The organism is Burkholderia sp. MSMB1072 (assembly GCF_001524725.1).
GTDB lineage: Bacteria > Pseudomonadota > Gammaproteobacteria > Burkholderiales > Burkholderiaceae > Burkholderia.
This window is the reverse complement of the sequence record NZ_LOYC01000025.1, coordinates 63149-80742: the sequence shown is the minus strand read 5'-3', so window position 1 is coordinate 80742 and position 17594 is coordinate 63149. Positions and strand designations below refer to the sequence as shown.

At 68.8% G+C, this 17594-nt stretch carries 17 protein-coding genes; 11 read left to right on the top strand and 6 right to left on the bottom strand.

All coding sequences use genetic code 11. The features are described from left to right. Positions 1-4: 4 nt before the first annotated feature. The 5 genes from WS89_RS12850 to upp all read right to left on the bottom strand — a co-directional run bounded on the left by WS89_RS12850 (position 5) and on the right by upp (position 4746). Positions 5-748, bottom strand: a complete 744-nt coding sequence (locus WS89_RS12850) for a nicotinate-nucleotide adenylyltransferase (RefSeq protein WP_059499208.1) — start codon at positions 746-748, stop codon at positions 5-7. After that, positions 745-1668 (bottom strand): oxygen-dependent coproporphyrinogen oxidase, encoded by a 924-nt coding sequence (hemF, locus tag WS89_RS12845; RefSeq protein ID WP_059499209.1) that lies wholly within the window; start codon positions 1666-1668, stop codon positions 745-747. Before hemF ends, WS89_RS12850 begins: the two co-directional genes overlap by 4 nt. 118 nt (positions 1669-1786) lie before the next feature. Further along, positions 1787-3067 carry a phosphoribosylamine--glycine ligase gene (gene purD / locus WS89_RS12840; RefSeq protein ID WP_059791314.1) on the bottom strand — a complete coding sequence of 427 codons (1281 nt, stop codon included), beginning with the start codon at positions 3065-3067 and terminating at the stop codon, positions 1787-1789. 102 nt (positions 3068-3169) lie between these two features. After that, positions 3170-3898, bottom strand: coding sequence for a YebC/PmpR family DNA-binding transcriptional regulator (locus WS89_RS12835; protein ID WP_059499211.1), 729 nt, complete (start codon positions 3896-3898; stop codon positions 3170-3172). Positions 3899-4095: 197 nt separating this feature from the next. After that, positions 4096-4746, bottom strand: a complete 651-nt coding sequence (upp, locus tag WS89_RS12830; RefSeq protein ID WP_006481871.1) for a uracil phosphoribosyltransferase — start codon at positions 4744-4746, stop codon at positions 4096-4098. 209 nt (positions 4747-4955) lie between these two features. On the opposite strand from upp, the gene WS89_RS12825 reads away from it, so the two are divergent. Beyond that, the gene (locus WS89_RS12825) at positions 4956-5735 is read left to right on the top strand and encodes an SDR family oxidoreductase (RefSeq protein WP_059499212.1); all 780 of its coding nucleotides are present in this window, start codon (positions 4956-4958) and stop codon (positions 5733-5735) included. A 65-nt stretch (positions 5736-5800) separates the two neighbouring features. Further along, entirely contained in the window at positions 5801-6193 is a 393-nt protein-coding gene (locus tag WS89_RS12820) for a methylglyoxal synthase (RefSeq protein WP_034208002.1), read from the top strand. Between the two features lie 70 nt (positions 6194-6263). Here WS89_RS12820 and WS89_RS12815 read toward each other — a convergent pair whose 3' ends face one another. Next, positions 6264-6671 (bottom strand): hypothetical protein, encoded by a 408-nt coding sequence (locus WS89_RS12815; RefSeq protein WP_059791312.1) that lies wholly within the window; start codon positions 6669-6671, stop codon positions 6264-6266. 273 nt (positions 6672-6944) lie between these two features. Here WS89_RS12815 and WS89_RS12810 point away from each other — a divergent pair, with 273 nt between their 5' ends. The 9 genes from WS89_RS12810 (at position 6945) to sugE (ending at position 17492) form a co-directional block, all read left to right on the top strand. Beyond that, positions 6945-7919, top strand: coding sequence for a quinone oxidoreductase family protein (locus WS89_RS12810; RefSeq protein ID WP_059499213.1), 975 nt, complete (start codon positions 6945-6947; stop codon positions 7917-7919). Between the two features lie 300 nt (positions 7920-8219). Continuing rightward, entirely contained in the window at positions 8220-8312 is a 93-nt protein-coding gene (gene kdpF / locus WS89_RS12800; protein ID WP_006752209.1) for a K(+)-transporting ATPase subunit F, read from the top strand. After that, complete coding sequence (kdpA, locus tag WS89_RS12795) at positions 8309-10114, top strand: potassium-transporting ATPase subunit KdpA (protein WP_059791308.1); 1806 nt, start codon at positions 8309-8311, stop codon at positions 10112-10114. The genes kdpF and kdpA overlap by 4 nt, the downstream gene beginning before the upstream one ends. A gap of 54 nt (positions 10115-10168) precedes the next feature. After that, complete coding sequence (gene kdpB, locus WS89_RS12790; RefSeq protein ID WP_059791306.1) at positions 10169-12253, top strand: potassium-transporting ATPase subunit KdpB; 2085 nt, start codon at positions 10169-10171, stop codon at positions 12251-12253. Positions 12254-12292: 39 nt separating this feature from the next. Further along, entirely contained in the window at positions 12293-12874 is a 582-nt protein-coding gene (gene kdpC / locus WS89_RS12785) for a potassium-transporting ATPase subunit KdpC (protein WP_059791304.1), read from the top strand. Positions 12875-13025: 151 nt separating this feature from the next. Beyond that, positions 13026-15893, top strand: a complete 2868-nt coding sequence (locus tag WS89_RS12780; protein ID WP_059791301.1) for a DUF4118 domain-containing protein — start codon at positions 13026-13028, stop codon at positions 15891-15893. Next, positions 15886-16584: a two-component system response regulator KdpE gene (gene kdpE, locus WS89_RS12775; RefSeq protein WP_059499219.1), complete on the top strand. Its 699-nt coding sequence runs from the start codon at positions 15886-15888 to the stop codon at positions 16582-16584. The genes WS89_RS12780 and kdpE overlap by 8 nt, the downstream gene beginning before the upstream one ends. A gap of 152 nt (positions 16585-16736) precedes the next feature. After that, a complete protein-coding gene (locus tag WS89_RS12770) occupies positions 16737-17018 on the top strand; it encodes a DUF333 domain-containing protein (protein ID WP_059791299.1) in 282 nt (93 codons plus the stop codon). 153 nt (positions 17019-17171) lie between these two features. Continuing rightward, positions 17172-17492, top strand: coding sequence for a quaternary ammonium compound efflux SMR transporter SugE (sugE, locus tag WS89_RS12765; protein WP_034208737.1), 321 nt, complete (start codon positions 17172-17174; stop codon positions 17490-17492). Positions 17493-17594 lie beyond the last annotated feature (102 nt).

Genomic DNA, 17594 nt, shown 5'->3' with positions numbered 1-17594 from the left:
GGATTCAGGAATGGTAGAGGCGATGTTGAAGAATATAGGCCCATACGGCGGCCGGCACATGTTCGGCCGACGCGTCGGGCATTTGCGCATGGCGTGCGATGCATTCGCGCAGGTGCGCGCGGATGTCGGTCGCGGCGATGTCGAACGAAAGGGTCGTATCGATCAGCAGGCGGCCCGCCGGCGTGGCCTTGAGCACGTCGGCGCCGGCCTGCCGCGCGGCGATTTCGCGCGCGACGTCCGGCGGCGCCGCGTCGAGCTCGAAGCCCGGGCGCGTCGACACGCCGATGTGCGCGTAGTCGAACAGCGTGCGCCAGTCGCGCCACGTATCGAGGCGCACGAGCTGGTCGGCGCCGATCAGCAGCGCCAGCGACGCATCCGGGCCGATCCGCTCGCGCCAGCGCGCGAGCGTCTCGACCGTGTAGGTCGGGCCGGCGTGCTCGATCTCGTCGGTGGCGACGGTCACGGTCACGCCCGGCATCGACAGCGTGCCGGCGGCCGCGCGTGTCATCGCGAGCCGGTGCTCGGCGGCCGACACGTCGCGCTTCTGGTACGGCTGCCCGGCGGGCAGCAACACGAGTTCGGTCAGGTCGAGCAGCCCGGCGAACCGGCGCGCGAGCGCGAGATGGCCATCGTGGATCGGGTCGAAAGTACCGCCCAGCAAGCCGATACGACGCGGCAGCGGGGCGGGGCGGGCGGTGGTGTCCAGAAACGCGTCCTCTCGTTGGGGCAGCGGGGCGCGCGGGCTCAAACCCAGTCGCGCGGCACGAGGAAGTCGCTATACAGGCGCGCTTCCGGCGAACCCGGCTCGGGCTGCCAGTTGTAGCGCCAGTTCGCGACCGGCGGCATCGACATCAGGATCGACTCGGTCCGGCCGCCGCTTTGCAGGCCGAACAGCGTGCCGCGGTCGAACACGAGGTTGAATTCGACGTAGCGGCCGCGGCGGTATGCCTGGAAGTCGCGCTCGCGCTCGCCGTACGGCAGCCCGGCGCGGCGCTCGACGATCGGCAGATAAGCGTGCAGGAACGCATCGCCGACGCTTTGCATCATGTCAAACGAGCGTTCGAAACCGGGTTCCGAGAAATCGTCGAAGAAGATCCCGCCGATGCCGCGCATCTCGTTGCGGTGCTTCAGGAAGAAATATTCGTCGCACCATTGCTTGAAGCGCGGGTAGAGCTCGACGCCGAACGGGTCGAGCGCGTCCTTGCAGGTCTGGTGGAAATGCCGCGCGTCGTCCTCGAAACCGTAAACCGGTGTCAGATCCATGCCGCCGCCGAACCAGAACACGGGCGCCTCGCCCGGTTTCGTCGCGATCAGCATCCGCACGTTCATGTGCACGGTCGGGCAGTACGGATTGCGCGGGTGCAGCACGAGCGACACGCCGAGCGCCTCGAAGCCGCGGCCCGCGAGCTGCGGGCGCGCCGCGCTCGCCGACGGCGGCAGCGCGTCGCCCGCGACGTCGGAAAAGCCGATTCCCGCGCGTTCGAACACGCGGCCGCCTTCGAGAATCCGCGTGCAACCGCCGCCGCGCAGGCGTTCGGCCGGCCCGCGCTGCCACGTGTCGGTCGCGAGCGGCGTGCCGTCGAGCGCGCCGAGCGCGTCGGCGATACGTGTCTGCAGGCCCTGGAGGTACGTGCGCACACGCGCCACGTCGTAGGTCGAATCGGTCATGTCTGGACTGGCTGCCCCCGCGCTGAGCGAGGGCCGTAAAAAAAGCGTCTGCCGGGCATTCTATCGAACCCCGGCAGAGGGGCCGCCGCCGCGAGGGCGCGGGGCGGCGATGGCGACGTCACGCGCTCTTGCGGTTGAGCGCGCGAAAGCCGATGTCGCGGCGGTACTGCATGCCTTCGAAATTGATCTGGTTGATCGTGTCGTACGCATGCTGCTGCGCTTCGCGCACCGAATCGGCGAGGCCGACCACGCACAGCACGCGGCCGCCGGACGTCACGAGCTTGTCGCCGTCGGCGAGCGTCGTGCCTGCATGGAACGTCACCGCTTGTTCGGTCTCGGCCGGGATCCCGTTGATGCGGTCGCCCTTGCGCGGCGCGTCCGGGTAACCGTGCGCGGCCAACACGACGCCGAGCGCGGTGCGGCGATCCCAGTCGAGCTCGACCGTGTCGAGCGTGCCCGCGATCGCCTGTTCGACGACCTTCGAGAAATCGCTCTTCAGGCGCGCCATGATCGGCTGCGTTTCCGGATCGCCCATCCGGCAGTTGAACTCGAGGGTGCGCGGATTGCCGTCCTTGTCGATCATCAGGCCCGCGTACAGGAAGCCCGTGAAGCGGATGCCGTCCTTCTCCATCCCGCGCACGGTCGGCATGATGATTTCGCGCATCACGCGTGCGTGCATCTGCGGCGTGACGATCGGCGCGGGCGAATACGCGCCCATGCCGCCGGTGTTCGGGCCGCGATCCTCGTCGAGCAGGCGCTTGTGGTCCTGGCTGGATGCCAGCGCCAGCGCGTGCTTGCCGTCGACCATCACGATGAAGCTCGCTTCCTCGCCGTCGAGGAATTCCTCGATCACGACGCGCGCGCTGGCGTCTCCCAGCTTGTTGCCCGACAGCATCATGTCGACGGCGGCGTGCGCCTCTTCGAGCGTCATCGCGACGACGACGCCCTTGCCGGCCGCGAGGCCGTCGGCCTTCACGACGATCGGCGCACCCTTCGCGTCGATGTACGCGTGGGCAGCCGCCGCGTCGGCGAAGGTTTCGTAATCGGCGGTCGGGATGCCGTGGCGCTTCATGAACGCCTTCGCGAAATCCTTCGAGCTTTCGAGCTGCGCGGCTTCGCGGGTCGGGCCGAATACCTTCAGGCCGCGTGCGCGGAACAGGTTGACGATGCCGGCCGCGAGCGGGGCTTCCGGCCCGACGAGCGTGAACGCGACACCTTCGCGTTCCGCGAAATCGGCGAGTTCGTCGAGCGACGTGATATCGACGTTCTTCAGACGCTCGTCCTGCGCCGTGCCGCCATTGCCGGGCGCGACGTAGACCATCTGGACGCGCGGCGACTGCGCGAGCTTCCACGCCAGCGCATGTTCGCGGCCGCCGGAACCGACGACGAGTAGTTTCATGGGATTCCCCGCAGACTAGAAAACAGGGCGGCCGGCACGCTCAGGCGCGCCGGCCGCGGAATCGGTCGGGCCGCCGCCGCGACAGGTGCGGCGGCCGGCATTTCATTCCTCGACGATGACGGCGTTCGTATACACGTCCTGCACGTCGTCGAGGTTCTCGAGCGCGTCCAGGAGCTTTTGCATCTTTACCGCATCGTCGCCGGCGAATTCGACTTCGTTCTGCGGCTTCATCGTCACTTCGGCGAGTTCGGCCTTGAAGCCTGCGGCTTCGAGCGCATCCTTCACCGCCGAGAACGCCTGCCAGTCGCACAGCACTTCGATCGAGCCGTCGTCGTTCGTGTTCACGTCGTTCGCGCCGGCTTCGAGCGCGGCTTCCATCAGCGCGTCTTCCGAGGTGCCGGGCGCGAACAGGAACTGGCCGACGTGATCGAACATGAACGCGACCGAGCCGTCGGTGCCCATGTTGCCGCCGAACTTCGAGAACGCGTGACGGACTTCCGCGACCGTGCGGGTGCGATTGTCGGTCAGCGTGTCGACGATGATCGCCGCGCCGCTGATGCCGTAGCCTTCGTAACGGATCTCTTCGTAGTTCGCGCCGTCCGCGCCGCCGACGCCGCGGTCGATCGCGCGCTTGACGTTGTCCTTCGGCATGTTCGCGTCGGCGGCCTTGTCGACCGCGAGACGCAGGCGCGGGTTCGAGTTGACGTCGCCGCCGCCGAGGCGCGCCGCGACCTGGATTTCCTTGATCAGGCGGGTCCAGATCTTGCCGCGCTTCGCGTCGGCTGCAGCTTTCTTATGCTTGATGTTGGCCCATTTCGAATGACCAGCCATACCTTTCTCCGTGCCCGGGCGCGCAGCGCGGGCGATTGTTGCAATGTGTCGTTGAATCGGCGGCCGTGTCGGCGGGCATGAAGCCGCGGGGCCGCGCGTGTCGAATGGATCGTGATTTTATCACGCGGCGACCGCCGGTTCGGGGCCGCCGCGCATGGCCGAACGACCAGGGCGGCCGTTGCGGCCGCTCGTTTCGGTCAGTTCTTGGTGCCGAACAGGCGGTCGCCGGCGTCGCCCAGGCCCGGCACGATGTACGCGTGCTCGTTCAGGTGCGAATCGAGCGACGCGACGAACAGCTTCACGTCGGGGTGCGCGTCCTGGAACACCTGCACGCCCTCGGGCGCGGCGACGAGCGCGACGAACATGATGTTCGCGGCCGGCACGTTGCGGCGCTTGAGCACGTCGACCGCGTGCACGGCCGAATAGCCGGTCGCGACCATCGGGTCGCACAGGATGAAGATGCGGTCTTCCAGATCCGGCAGGCGCACCAGGTATTCGACCGGACGGTGGTCGTCGGCGCGGTACACGCCGATGTGGCCGACGCGTGCGGACGGCACCAGATCGAGCAGGCCGTCCGACATCCCGATGCCCGCGCGCAGCACGGGCACGATCGCGAGCTTCTTGCCCGCGATCACCGGCGCGTCGACCGCCACCAGCGGGGTTTCGACCCGCTTGGTCGTGATCGGCAGGTTGCGGGTGATCTCGTAGCCCATCAGCAGCGTGATCTCGCGCAGCAACTCGCGAAACGTGCGCGTTGACGTGTCCTTGTCGCGCATGTGCGTGAGCTTGTGCTGGATCAGCGGGTGATCGGTGATGAAGAGGTTCGGGAAACGGCTGTCCTGTTTCATGACGGGGTGCCTTGGCGGCGAAAGGGGATCGGGGGCGGCGGCGGGCACGGGCCGGCCGTCGCCGATGGCCGCAATTTTACCAAGGCGCGCCGCGCGATCCGGATATTATCGACGTCTCACGACAATCCGCGTGCCGCGCACGCCCGTTCGCCTGCCCGCCGGCGACGACGCGGGGCCGCGCCGGCACGCGCACCACCAGGGAAGCGACGATGGATCTCGGCATCGAAGGAAAGACCGCGCTCGTGTGCGCGGCCAGCAAGGGCCTCGGGCGCGGCTGCGCGGAAGCGCTGGCCGCGGAGGGCGTGAACCTCGTGATCGTCGCGCGCACGCGCGACACGCTGGAGGAAACCGCGGAAGAGATCCGCGCCGGCGCGAACGTGTCGGTCACGGCGGTCGCCTGCGACATCACGACGCCGGACGGCCGCGCGGCCGCGCTCGCCGCGTGCCCGCAGCCGGACATTCTCGTGACGAATGCCGGCGGCCCGCCGCCCGGCGATTTCCGCGATTTCTCCCACGACGACTGGATCCGTGCGCTCGAGTCGAACATGCTGACGCCGATCGAGCTGATCCGGGCGACCGTCGACGGGATGATCGGCCGCGGTTTCGGCCGGATCGTCAACATCACGAGTTCGGCCGTGAAGGCGCCGATCGACGTGCTGGCGCTGTCGAACGGCGCGCGCTCGGGGCTGACCGGCTTCGTCGCGGGGCTGTCGCGCAAGGTCGCGGGGCAGGGCGTGACGATCAACAACCTGCTGCCGGGGCTGTTCGACACCGACCGGATCGCGACGACGCTAGCCGCATCGGCGAAGGCGCAGGGCGTGACGGTCGACGAGATGCGCGCGCGGCGCACGAAGGACATCCCGGCCGGGCGCCTCGGCACGCGCGCCGAATTCGGCGCGGCCTGCGCGTTCCTGTGCAGCGTGCACGCCGGCTACATCACCGGGCAGAACTGGCTGCTCGACGGCGGCGCGTATCCGGGCACGTTCTGATCCGCGCTTTTCGATTCACGACGACGACACAACGACCGAACAACCGAACGACGAAGGAAACGGAGATGAGCAAACCCCGCATCGCATTGATTGCGCACGACGCGAAAAAAGACGAGATCGTCGCGCTCGCGGGCCAGTATCGCGAGACGCTCGCGCAATGCCGGCTGGTCGCGACGGGCACGACGGGCGGCCGTATCGCCGCCGCGCACGGGCTCGACGTCGAGCGCAAGCTGTCGGGGCCGCTCGGCGGCGACCTGCAGATCGGCGCGGAACTGGCCGACGGCCGCGTCGACATCGTCGTGTTCCTGCGCGATCCGATGACCGCGCAGCCGCACGACCCCGACATCACCGCGCTCGTGCGCGCCTGCGACGTGCACGACGTGCCGGTCGCGACCAACGTCGCGACCGCGCGGATGCTGCTCGACGATCTGGCGCGGAACATGCAGGACGTTTGCTAGGCGCGGACCGCGGCCGATTGCCAAGGTGAGTCCCTTTGCACGACTTTGGGGGCGATCTGCCGCTGGCGGATTAGTTGACCGTCTGGATCAGGAGGGTGGCCTGCCCGCTGTTGTCGGCGCAGGCGTCGTCGGTGATGAAGCTCCAGAGGGTGAGGGCCGTCGCGCTGCCGCCCACATCGACGACGGTCGGCTGCTTCGTCACCACCGTACCCCATCGCGCACTACCCATGCCGCCCACCACATGCACGGTATCGATCAGGCAACCGCTCCCGCCCGAGCAGCTCAAGGTATTCGCGGAAAGCGACATGACGTATCGGCCCGGGGCGAGTTGGAACGCGGCGGAATTGCCGTACGACGGGCCTGGCGTGATCGCATTTTGAATGCAGTTTTGCTTCGCATCGATCGTGATCGAGGTAGCGGCTTGCGCGGTGTAGGAGGCAAGGGCAAGCAAAATGGATGCGACGACGGGGATGCGCATGACTGGAATCCTTGGTTTGAGTAGAGGTTTGAGGGCGCGTCTGCATATCGGCACGGCCTGGCCGATCTCTAGCTTAACGGCATGCAGGAACCCGTCTTTAGGCTTTCATGTACGTTCGTAAGGCCGAACCGTTGAGTCGACCCCGGTGACGAATCGAAGCGAGCCGCCTTGTGTTTCCCTGATGTGAGCAGGGAATTTGCCAACGCGCGACAATCATGTGCTCCGTCGTCTGACGGCCGAATCTCCCTGAACTTTCAACCGAGGAGCAAAACGATGCCGAAAGCAATCCGATACGACCAGCCGGGCGGCCCGGACGTGATGAAGTGGGTCGATGTCGACGTCGACGCGCCGAAGGCCGGCGAGGTGCGCATCCGCCAGCACGCGGTCGGGCTCAACTACATCGACGTGTATTTCCGCACGGGCCTGTATCCGCAGCCGCTGCCGGCGGGCCTCGGGATGGAGGCGGCCGGCGAAGTGACGGCCGTCGGCGACGGCGTGAGCGCGCTGAAGGTCGGCGATCGTGTCGCCTACGTCGCGCAGCCGCCGGGCGCGTACGCGCAGGAGCGCGTGCTGCCGGCCGAGAAACTCGTGAAGCTGCCCGACGGTATCGGGTACGACGACGCGGCGTCCGTGATGCTGCAGGGCCTGACCGCGCACTATCTGCTGCGTCGCACGTACCCGGTGAAGGCCGGCGACACGATCCTGATCCATGCGGCGGCCGGCGGCGTCGGGCTGCTCGTGTGCCAATGGGCGAAGGCGCTCGGCGCGACCGTGATCGGCACGGTCGGCTCCGACGAAAAGGCCGAACTCGCGAAGGCGCACGGCTGCGATCACCCGATCGTCTACACGCGCGAAAACTTCACGCAGCGCGTGAAGGAGATCACCCACGGCGCGGGCGTGCCGGTCGTCTACGATTCGATCGGCAAGGACACCTATGTCGGCTCGCTCGACAGCCTCGCGCCGCTCGGCTACTTCGTCAGCTTCGGCAACGCGTCCGGCCCGCTGCCGCCGATCGACTCGAAGGAATTCTCGTCGCGCGGCTCGCTGTTCTTCACGCGGCCGACGCTGTTCTCGTACATCGCGAAGCGCGCCGATCTCGAAGCCGCGGCCGCCGAGCTGTTCGACGTGATCCTGTCGGGCAAGGTGAAGACGAGCATCAACCAGCGCTATCCGCTCGCGGAAGTCGGCCGCGCGCATGCGGATCTGGAAGCGCGCAAGACCACCGGCTCGACGGTCCTCGTTCCCTGACCGTTCCTTGCGTGCCGGCGCCATGCCGGCATGCGCCTTCGCGGGCGGCGCTGCGGCGCCGCCCGTCCTGCCTCCGTTCTTCTCCCGCCTCGCGTTTACACGTTTTTTATATCCGCCGCGATACCTTTGACCCGCCCTTTACGCGCGTTCCCATAACGTTCCAGTCGTCTGATTTCGACGACGGAGAACACAAAAAATGGATGGGGTATTCATCGGCGCTCTGGTGGTTTTCACCGTGCTGATCCTCGGTTTGGTTGCCGGTTGCGAGAAGCTCGCGCAATACGGTCGCGGGGGGCGGGCATGACCTGGATGCTTTGGCTGGCGGGCGCGTCCACCGCGCTGCTGTTCGCGTATCTCGTCTTTGCGCTGCTGCGCGCGGAGGACATCGAATGAACGCGAACAACCTGTTGCAGACGCTGTTGTTCATCGTCGTGCTGCTGGCGGCGGCCGTGCCGGTCGCGCGCTATCTGACGGCGGTGATGGACGGCAGCGCGCGCGTCGTGCGCGTGTTCGGGCCGCTCGAACGTATGCTGTATCGCGTCGCCGGCGTCGACGCCGGCACCGAGATGAACTGGAAGCAATACGCGGTCGCGACGATCGCGTTCAACGCGCTCGGCGTGCTGTTCCTCTACGGGTTGCTGCGCCTGCAGGGCTTCCTGCCCGGCAACCCGCAGCAGTTCGGCGCGATGACGGCCGACGGCGCGTTCAACACGGCCGTCAGCTTCGTCGCCAACACGAACTGGCAGGACTACACGCCCGAGCAGACCGTCAGCTACCTGACGCAGATGCTCGGCCTGACGGTGCAGAACTTCCTGTCGGCGGCGACCGGCATCGTCGTCGTGATCGCGCTGATCCGCGGCTTCGCGCGCCACACCGCGCAGACCATCGGCAACTTCTGGGTCGACCTGACGCGCGTGACGCTGTACGTGCTCGTGCCGATGGCGGCGCTCGTCGCCGCGCTGCTGATGAGCCAGGGCGTGCTGCAGAACATGAAGGCGTACCAGGACGTGCCGGTGTTGCAGGCGAGCACCTATGCGGCGCCGAAGCTCGACGCGCACGGCAACCCGGTGAAGGACGACAAGGGCAACGCAGTCACGGTGCCGACCCCGTTGACGAAGCAGACGCTCGCGATGGGCCCGGTCGCGTCGCAGGAAGCGATCAAGATGCTCGGCACCAACGGCGGCGGCTTCTTCAACGCGAACTCCGCGCACCCGTACGAGAACCCGACGCCGTTCTCGAACTTCGTCGAGATCTTCGCGATCCTGATCATTCCGGCCGCGCTGTGCCTCGTGTTCGGCCGCATGATCGGCGACCGCCGGCAGGGCATCGCGGTGCTCGCGGCGATGACGGTCGCGTTCGCGGTCGCGACCGGCGTCGAGGTGAGCGCCGAGCAGGCCGGCAACCCGACGCTCGCCGCGCTGCACGTCGACCAGTCGGCGAGCGCGCTGCAGCCGGGCGGCAACATGGAAGGCAAGGAAACGCGCTTCGGGATCGCGCAGACCGGCATCTTCACGGTCGCGACGACGGCCGCGTCGTGCGGCGCGGTCGATGCGATGCACGATTCGCTGACGCCGGTCGGCGGCCTCGTGCCGATGCTGCTGATGCAGCTCGGCGAGGTGATCTACGGCGGGGTCGGCTCCGGCCTCTACGGGATGCTCGTGTTCGCGCTGCTCGCGGTGTTCGTCGCGGGCCTGATGATCGGCCGCACGCCGGAATACGTGGGCAAGAAGATCGAGTCGTACGAGATGAAGATGGTGTCGATCGTCGTGCTGCTCACGCCGCTGCTCGTGCTGGTCGGTACGTCGATCGCGGTGTTGGCGGACGCGGGCAAGGCCGGCATCGCGAACCCCGGCCCGCACGGCTTCTCGGAAATCCTCTATGCGTTCAGCTCGGCCGCGAACAACAACGGCAGCGCGTTCGCGGGCCTGACGGTCGGCACGCCGTTCTACAACTGGATGACCGCGATCGCGATGTGGTTCGGCCGCTTCGGCACGATCGTGCCGGTGCTGGCGATCGCCGGCTCGCTCGCCGCGAAGAAACGCATCGCGGTGACGAGCGGCACGCTGCCGACCCACGGCCCGCTGTTTGTCGTGCTGCTGCTCGGCACCGTGCTGCTGGTGGGTGCGCTGACCTACGTGCCGGCGCTCGCGCTGGGCCCGGGTGTCGAGCACCTGATGATGTGGCTGGGCGCGTGACGCGCGCCCGCATCGCGACACATTGAAAAGACTGAAGAGCTTGAAGAGATCGCAATGACTCAACATTCCGCAACACGGTCCATGTTCGATCCGGCGCTGCTGCGCCCGGCGATCGCGGATTCGTTCAAGAAACTCACGCCGCGCACGCAGTTGCGCAACCCGGTGATGTTCTGCGTGTACGTCGGCAGCATCCTGACCACGATCCTGTGGATCGCGGCGCTCGCCGGCCAGGCCGAGGCGCCCGCCGGCTTCATCCTCGCGGTCGCGCTGTGGCTGTGGTTCACGGTGCTGTTCGCGAACTTCGCCGAAGCGCTCGCGGAAGGACGCTCGAAGGCGCAGGCCGCGTCGCTGCGCAGCGCGAAGAAGGACGTGATGGCGAAGAAGCTCAACGAGCCGCATCCGAAGTCGCCGATCCGCATCACGACCGCGTCCGACCTGCGTAAAGGCGACGTCGTGCTCGTCGAGACCGGCGACGTGATCCCGGCCGACGGCGAGGTGCTCGACGGCGTCGCGTCGGTCGACGAATCGGCGATCACCGGCGAATCCGCGCCGGTGATCCGCGAATCGGGTGGCGACTTCTCGTCGGTGACGGGCGGCACGCGCGTGCTGTCGGACTGGATCGTCGTCAAGGTCACCGCGAATCCCGGCGAGGCGTTTCTCGACCGCATGATCGCGATGGTCGAAGGCGCGAAGCGCAAGAAGACGCCGAACGAAGTCGCGCTGACGATCCTGCTCGTCGCGCTGACGATCGTGATGCTGCTCGCGACCGCGACGCTGCTGCCGTTCTCGATGTTCTCGGTCGAAGCGATGAAGGCCGGCCACGTGGTGACGATCACCGCGCTCGTCGCGCTGCTCGTGTGCCTGATCCCGACGACGATCGGCGGCCTGCTGTCCGCGATCGGTGTGGCCGGGATGAGCCGGATGATGCAGGCGAACGTGATCGCGACGTCGGGGCGCGCGGTGGAGGCGGCCGGCGACGTCGACGTGCTGCTGCTCGACAAGACCGGCACGATCACGCTCGGCAACCGCCAGGCGTCGACGTTCGTGCCGGCGCCCGGCGTGGCCGAGGAAGCGCTGGCCGATGCCGCGCAACTCTCGTCGCTCGCCGACGAAACGCCGGAAGGCCGCAGCATCGTCGTGCTCGCGAAGGCGCGCTTCGACATTCGCCAGCGCGACATGGCGCAACTGCACGCGACGTTCCTCGGCTTTTCCGCGCAGACGCGGATGAGCGGCGTCGATCTGCCCGGCCGCGAAATCCGCAAGGGCGCGGCCGATGCGATTCGCCGCTACGTCGAGACGCACGGCAGCCGCTTTCCGGAAGAGGTGCGCCGCGCGGTGGACGACGTCGCGCGCCGCGGCAGCACGCCGCTCGTCGTGGCAGACCTGCAGGAAGGGGCGGCGCGCGTGCTCGGCGTGATCGAGCTGAAGGACATCGTGAAGGGCGGCATCAAGGAGCGCTTCGCGGAGCTGCGCAAGATGGGCATCAAGACCGTGATGGTGACGGGCGACAACCGGTTGACGGCCGCGGCGATCGCGGCGGAAGCGGGCGTCGACGATTTCCTCGCGGAAGCGACGCCGGAAACCAAGCTCGCGACGATCCGCGAGCACCAGGCGGCCGGGCGCCTCGTCGCGATGACGGGCGACGGCACCAACGACGCGCCGGCGCTCGCGCAGGCGGACGTCGCGGTCGCGATGAACACCGGCACGCAGGCGGCGAAGGAAGCCGGCAACATGGTCGACCTCGACTCGAACCCGACGAAGCTGATCGAGATCGTCGAGATCGGCAAGCAGATGCTGATGACGCGCGGGTCGCTGACCACGTTCTCGATCGCGAACGACATCGCGAAGTACTTCGCGATCATTCCGGCCGCGTTCGTGACGACGTACCCGCAACTGCGCGTGCTCGACATCATGCACCTGAGCTCGCCGGCGTCCGCGATCCTGTCGGCGGTGATCTTCAACGCATTGATCATCGTCGCGCTGATTCCGCTCGCGCTGAAGGGCGTGACCTACCGGCCGCTCGGCGCCGCGTCGCTGCTGCGCCGCAACCTGCTGGTCTACGGCCTCGGCGGCGTGCTGCTGCCGTTCCCGTTCATCAAGCTGATCGACATGACGCTCGCCGCGCTCGGCTGGGCCTGAGCCGGCCGCACCTGGCCGGCCGCACCCGAAGGAACCATCATGAAATCGTTGATTCGCCCGCTCGTCGTACTGTTCGTCGTCCTGACCGCCGTGACGGGGCTCGCTTACCCGGCCGCGATGACCGTGTTCGGTCAGGCCGTGTTCCCGTCGCAGGCCAACGGCAGCCTGATCGAGCAGGACGGCAAGGTCGTCGGCTCCGCGCTGATCGGCCAGCCGTTCGATGCGCCGAAGTATTTCTGGGGCCGGCTGTCGGCCACTGCGCCGATGCCGTACAACGCGGCCGGCTCCGGCGGCTCGAACCTCGGCCCGCTGAACCCGTCGCTCGCCGATCAGGTGAAGGCGCGCCTCGCCGCGCTGCGCGACGCCGGCACCGACCTGTCGAAGCCGGTGCCGGTCGATCTCGTGACGGCGTCGGCGAGCGGCCTCGATCCGGAGATCACGCCAGCCGCCGCCGCGTACCAGGTCGAGCGCGTCGCGAAGGCGCGCAACCTGGCGCCGGACGCGGTCGCGCGACTCGTCGCCGCGAACACGACGGGCCGCCAGTTCGGCGTGCTCGGCGAGCCGCGCGTGAACGTGCTGAAGCTGAACCTCGCGCTCGACGCGGCGCAGGCCGCGCACTGACCGAGCGCGCGTAGCGGCCGGCATCCGGCGCGCCTGAACCGCGCCGGATGCGCTTTTGCCGACGGCGCGCGCGCCGTCTTTGCCTTTTGCGGTGATTTGGAACCACAATGCTCGTACCCGCGCGCATCCGGGCGCTCCGCTTTCCTCACGCATGAACCGTCCCGATCCCGACCAACTTCTCGACAAGCTGCAGCGAGACGAAGAAAAGCAGCGGCGCGGCCAGCTCAAGATCTTCTTCGGCGCGTCCGCCGGCGTCGGCAAGACCTACGCGATGCTGCAGGCCGCGCGGCAGCGCCGGCAGGAGGGCGTCGACGTCGTCGTCGGCATCGTCGAGACCCACGGCCGCGGCGAGACCGCCGCGCTGCTCGACGGCCTCGACGTGCTGCCGCCCGCCCGCATCGACCATCGCGGCCGCACGTTCGCCGAATTCGATCTGGACGGCGCGCTCGCGCGTGCGCCGCAACTGATCCTCGTCGACGAGCTCGCGCATTCGAACGTGCAGGGCGCACGGCACCTGAAGCGCTGGCAGGACGTCTACGAGCTGCTCGACGCGGGCATCGACGTGTATACGACCGTCAACGTCCAGCACCTCGAAAGCCTGAATGACGTGGTCGGCGCGATCACCGGCATCCGCGTGTGGGAGACCGTGCCCGATCGCGTGTTCGACGCGGCCGACGAAGTCACGCTCGTCGACCTGCCGGCCGAGGAGTTGCTCGAGCGCATGCGCGACGGCAAGGTCTATCTCGCGCAGCAGGCCGAGCGCGCGGTGCGCAACTTCTTCCGCAAGGGCAACCTGATCGCGCTGCGCGAGCTGGCGCTGCGGCGCACGGCCGATCGCGTCGACGCGCAGATGCGCGAGTACCGCGCCGATCGTTCGATCCAGCGCATCTGGCAGGCGCGCGAGCGGCTGCTCGTGTGCGTCGGCCCGGGCGCCGAAGCGCCGACGCTCGTGCGCGCGGCGGCGCGCCTGGCCGCGAGCCTGAAGGCCGACTGGATCGCCGTGTACGTCGAGACGCCGCGCCTGCAGCGGCTGCCCGACGCGCGGCGGCAGCGCACGCTCGACGCGCTGAAGCTCGCGGCCGAGCTCGGCGCGGAGACGGCCACGCTCGCCGGCGCCGACGCGGTCGCCGCGCTGATCGGCTATGCGAAGGTGCGCAACGTATCGAAGCTGGTCGCGGGCGGCTCGCCGAAGGTCGGGCTCGCGCGCCGCTTCGCGCGGCCGTTCGGCGAGCAACTGGCGGAACGCGCGGGCGACGTCGACCTGATGCTGATTCGCGCGTCCGCGAGCGACGAGGCGCGCGCCGCGCCGCTCGACGCGCGGGCGCGCGACTGGCGCGATGCGTTCGCGCAGTTCGGCACGCATCGTTCGCCGCCGCGCCATTACGCGTATGCGGCCGCGATCTGCGCGGCGATCACCGTCGTCGCGAGCGTCGTGTCCGGGCGGCTCGACCTCACGAATCTCGTGATGCTGTACCTGCTCGGCGTGGTGTTTTCGGCCGTACGGCTCGGGCGCGGCCCGGGCGTGCTGCAGTCGTTCCTGTCGGTGGCCGCGTTCGATTTCTTCTTCGTGTCGCCGCGCATGTCGTTCTCGGTCAGCGACACGCAATACCTGCTGACTTTCTTCGGGATGCTGCTGACCTCGCTCGTGATCAGCCACCTGACGTCGACGCTCACGCGCCAGGCGAGCGTCGCGCAGCGCCGCGAGCGCCGCACCGGTGCGATCTACGCGATGGCGCGCGAGCTTGGCGCGGCGCTGACGACCGAGCAGATCGTCGAGATCGGCAGCCGCCACGTGGGCGAGGTGTTCCGCGCGCGCGTCGCGTTCCTGCTGCCCGACAGCGCGGACCAGGTACGGCAGAAGATCGAGGAGCCCGATGCGGCCGTCACGCTGGCGGGCGCGGAGCTCGACCGCGACGTCGGCCAGTGGGTGTACGACCAGCAGAAGCCGGCCGGGCGCGGCACCGATACGCTGCCGGCGACGGCCGCGCTGTATCTGCCGCTGAAGGCGCCGATGCGCACGCGCGGCGTGCTCGCGGTCGCATCGCGCGAGCCGCGCGAACTCGAGGTGCCCGAGCAGCAGCGGATGCTCGACGCATTCGCCGCGCAGATCGCGCTCGCGCTCGAGCGCGTGCATTACGTCGAGATCGCGCGCGACGCGCTCGTCAACATGGAGTCCGAGCGGCTGCGCAACTCGCTGCTGTCGGCGATCTCGCACGACCTGCGCACGCCGCTCACGACGATCGTCGGCTTTTCGTCGATGCTCGCGAACGGGCGCGCGGCCGCGCAGGCGGGCGACGCCGCGGCGGCCGCGCGGCTCGCGCAGCGCGAGGGCGAACTCGTCGACGCGATTCACGACGAGGCGCTGCGCATGACGGGCATCGTCACGAACCTGCTCGACATGGCGCGGCTGCAGGCCGGCAGCCTGCAGCTCAAGCGCCAGTGGTCGCTGCTCGAGGAAACCGTCGGCGCCGCGCTCGCCGCATGCCGGCGGGTGCTCGCGCGTCATCCCGTGCGCGTAGCGCTGCCGGCCGACCTGCCGTTGCTGCAGATGGACGCGGTGCTGATGGAGCGGCTGTTCACCAACCTGTTCGAGAACGCGGCGAAGTACACGCCGCCCGATACGTCGCTCGACATCGGCGCGGAGCGCGTGACCGACGACGGGAACCCGATCGGGAACCCGTTCGGGAACCCGTTCGTGCGCGTGCACGTCGACGATCACGGCCCCGGCTTGCCGGCCGGCATGGAGGCGCGGATCTTCGAGAAGTTCACGCGCGGCGAGAAGGAGTCGGCCACGCCCGGCATCGGGCTCGGGCTCGCGATCTGCCGCGCGATCGTCGAGGCGCACGGCGGTAAAATCGGCGCGCTCAACCGCGTCGCGCCCGACGGCCGCGTGACGGGTGCGCGCTTCTGGTTCACGCTGCCGGTCGACACGCCGCCGGCCGCGCCGGCCGTGCCCGACGACGAATCCGACCTGCCGGGCGCATCGCCCCCATCCGAGTCATTGCCAGACCATGAGTGAACCCAGCCTGACCGTCGTCCTGATCGAGGACGAAAAGCAGATCCGCCGCTTCGTGCGCGCCGCGCTCGAGGAGGAGGGCATCGCGGTGTTCGAGGCCGAGACGGGCAAGCAGGGGTTGATCGACGCGGCGACGCGCAAGCCCGACCTCGTGATCGTCGACCTCGGCCTGCCCGACACCGACGGCCTCGACGTGATCCGCGAGCTGCGCGGCTGGTCCGAGGTGCCGGTGATCGTGCTGTCCGCCCGCACGCAGGAGGAGGAGAAAGTCGCGGCGCTGGACGCGGGCGCCGACGATTACCTGACCAAGCCGTTCGGCGTGTCCGAACTGCGTGCGCGGATTCGCGCGCAACTGCGCCGGCGCAACCAGGGCGGCGCGAACGCGTCGCCGAAGGTGGCCTTCGGCACCGTGACCGTCGATCTCGCGCTGCGCCAGGTGTGGCGCGATGACGCGATCGTGCACCTGACGCCGCTCGAGTACCGGCTGCTCGCGACGCTCGTGCGTCACGCGGGGCGCGTGCTCACGCACCGCCAGTTGCTGCGCGACGTGTGGGGACCATCGCACGTCGAGAGCCATCATTACCTGCGTATCTACATGGCGCACCTGCGCCAGAAGCTCGAGGCCGATCCCGCGCAGCCCGAGCACATCGTCACCGAGACGGGCGTCGGCTATCGGCTCGTCGGCGCGGTGTGACGGGCGATGCGCGGCGGGGCACGCGGCCGAGGTGCCGCGCACCGGCAGGGTTGCGCCGGCGCGACAGTTTCGCGACCGCGGCCGCCCTTGCACACCGGCTGCGCAATCCCCGCTATCCTGACCGTTCCCCGAACGAAAACGAGGAGCGTGCAATGTCCGTCCGTCTGGTCGTCAGCTGTGCGCTGGCGCTGGCTGCGCCCGGCGCGTTCGCCCAGCCGCTGCCGCCCGGGCAGCAGCCGCCCGCGCAGGCGGCGCTGGCCAATCCCGCATCGGTCAACTGCGAGAAGCTCGGCGGTCGCCACGTGATCCGCAGCCTGCCGCGCGGGCAGGTCGGCATGTGCATGTTCAAGGATGGCCGCGTGTGCGAGGAGTGGGCGCTGTACCGGGACGACCGCTGCGTCGGCGGCGTCGCGCCCAAGCGCGTGGCGAACTGACCGCGTCCGGCCGGTCGCGCCCCGCATCGTCCGCCGCCGCGGCCCACAGCCGGCAGGTCCGTCAGCCTCTTGTTATACTCGGCGCCGCCCGGGGACGACCCCGGGTCATTCGCTTCAACGGGGACGGCCCCATCCGATATGGAGTACGTCGAGATGGCGTGGGTATGGTTGTTGATCGCCGGTTTGCTGGAAGTGGCCTGGGCGGCCGGCTTGAAATCGTCGGACGGCTTCACGAAGCTCGGTCCGTCGCTGTTTACGATCGTGACGGCGCTGGCCAGCTTCGGGCTGCTCGCGGTCGCGATGCGCCAGTTGCCGCTCGGCACCGCGTACGCGGTGTGGACGGGCATCGGCGCGGTCGGCGCGTTCGTGTTCGGCATCGTGATGATGGGCGAGGCGCTGACCGTCGCGCGTGTCGCGAGCGCGGCGCTGATCGTCGCGGGGCTGGTCGGCCTGAAGCTGTCGTCGGCCGCCTGACGACGGTGTCCCGGGCGCGGCCCCGCCGCGGAATTGCGCCGGCCGCCCGTCCGGCCTGTCTATAATGGAACGCATTCGGGCCTGAATACCGTCGTGCTGCTC

Bases quoted from the DNA above. Each gene is read 5' to 3' on its own strand.
- sugE (WP_034208737.1), top strand. From the start codon at position 17,172: ATGGCGTGGGTATGGTTGTTGATCGCCGGTTTGCTGGAAGTGGCCTGG.
- WS89_RS12835 (WP_059499211.1), bottom strand. From the start codon at position 3,898: ATGGCTGGTCATTCGAAATGGGCCAACATCAAGCATAAGAAAGCTGCA.
- WS89_RS12815 (WP_059791312.1), bottom strand. From the start codon at position 6,671: ATGCGCATCCCCGTCGTCGCATCCATTTTGCTTGCCCTTGCCTCCTAC.
- WS89_RS12825 (WP_059499212.1), top strand. From the start codon at position 4,956: ATGGATCTCGGCATCGAAGGAAAGACCGCGCTCGTGTGCGCGGCCAGC.
- purD (WP_059791314.1), bottom strand. From the start codon at position 3,067: ATGAAACTACTCGTCGTCGGTTCCGGCGGCCGCGAACATGCGCTGGCG.
- upp (WP_006481871.1), bottom strand. From the start codon at position 4,746: ATGAAACAGGACAGCCGTTTCCCGAACCTCTTCATCACCGATCACCCG.
- hemF (WP_059499209.1), bottom strand. From the start codon at position 1,668: ATGACCGATTCGACCTACGACGTGGCGCGTGTGCGCACGTACCTCCAG.
- WS89_RS12820 (WP_034208002.1), top strand. From the start codon at position 5,801: ATGAGCAAACCCCGCATCGCATTGATTGCGCACGACGCGAAAAAAGAC.
- kdpF (WP_006752209.1), top strand. From the start codon at position 8,220: ATGACCTGGATGCTTTGGCTGGCGGGCGCGTCCACCGCGCTGCTGTTC.
- kdpA (WP_059791308.1), top strand. From the start codon at position 8,309: ATGAACGCGAACAACCTGTTGCAGACGCTGTTGTTCATCGTCGTGCTG.
- WS89_RS12770 (WP_059791299.1), top strand. From the start codon at position 16,737: ATGTCCGTCCGTCTGGTCGTCAGCTGTGCGCTGGCGCTGGCTGCGCCC.
- kdpB (WP_059791306.1), top strand. From the start codon at position 10,169: ATGACTCAACATTCCGCAACACGGTCCATGTTCGATCCGGCGCTGCTG.
- kdpC (WP_059791304.1), top strand. From the start codon at position 12,293: ATGAAATCGTTGATTCGCCCGCTCGTCGTACTGTTCGTCGTCCTGACC.
- WS89_RS12780 (WP_059791301.1), top strand. From the start codon at position 13,026: ATGAACCGTCCCGATCCCGACCAACTTCTCGACAAGCTGCAGCGAGAC.
- kdpE (WP_059499219.1), top strand. From the start codon at position 15,886: ATGAGTGAACCCAGCCTGACCGTCGTCCTGATCGAGGACGAAAAGCAG.
- WS89_RS12810 (WP_059499213.1), top strand. From the start codon at position 6,945: ATGCCGAAAGCAATCCGATACGACCAGCCGGGCGGCCCGGACGTGATG.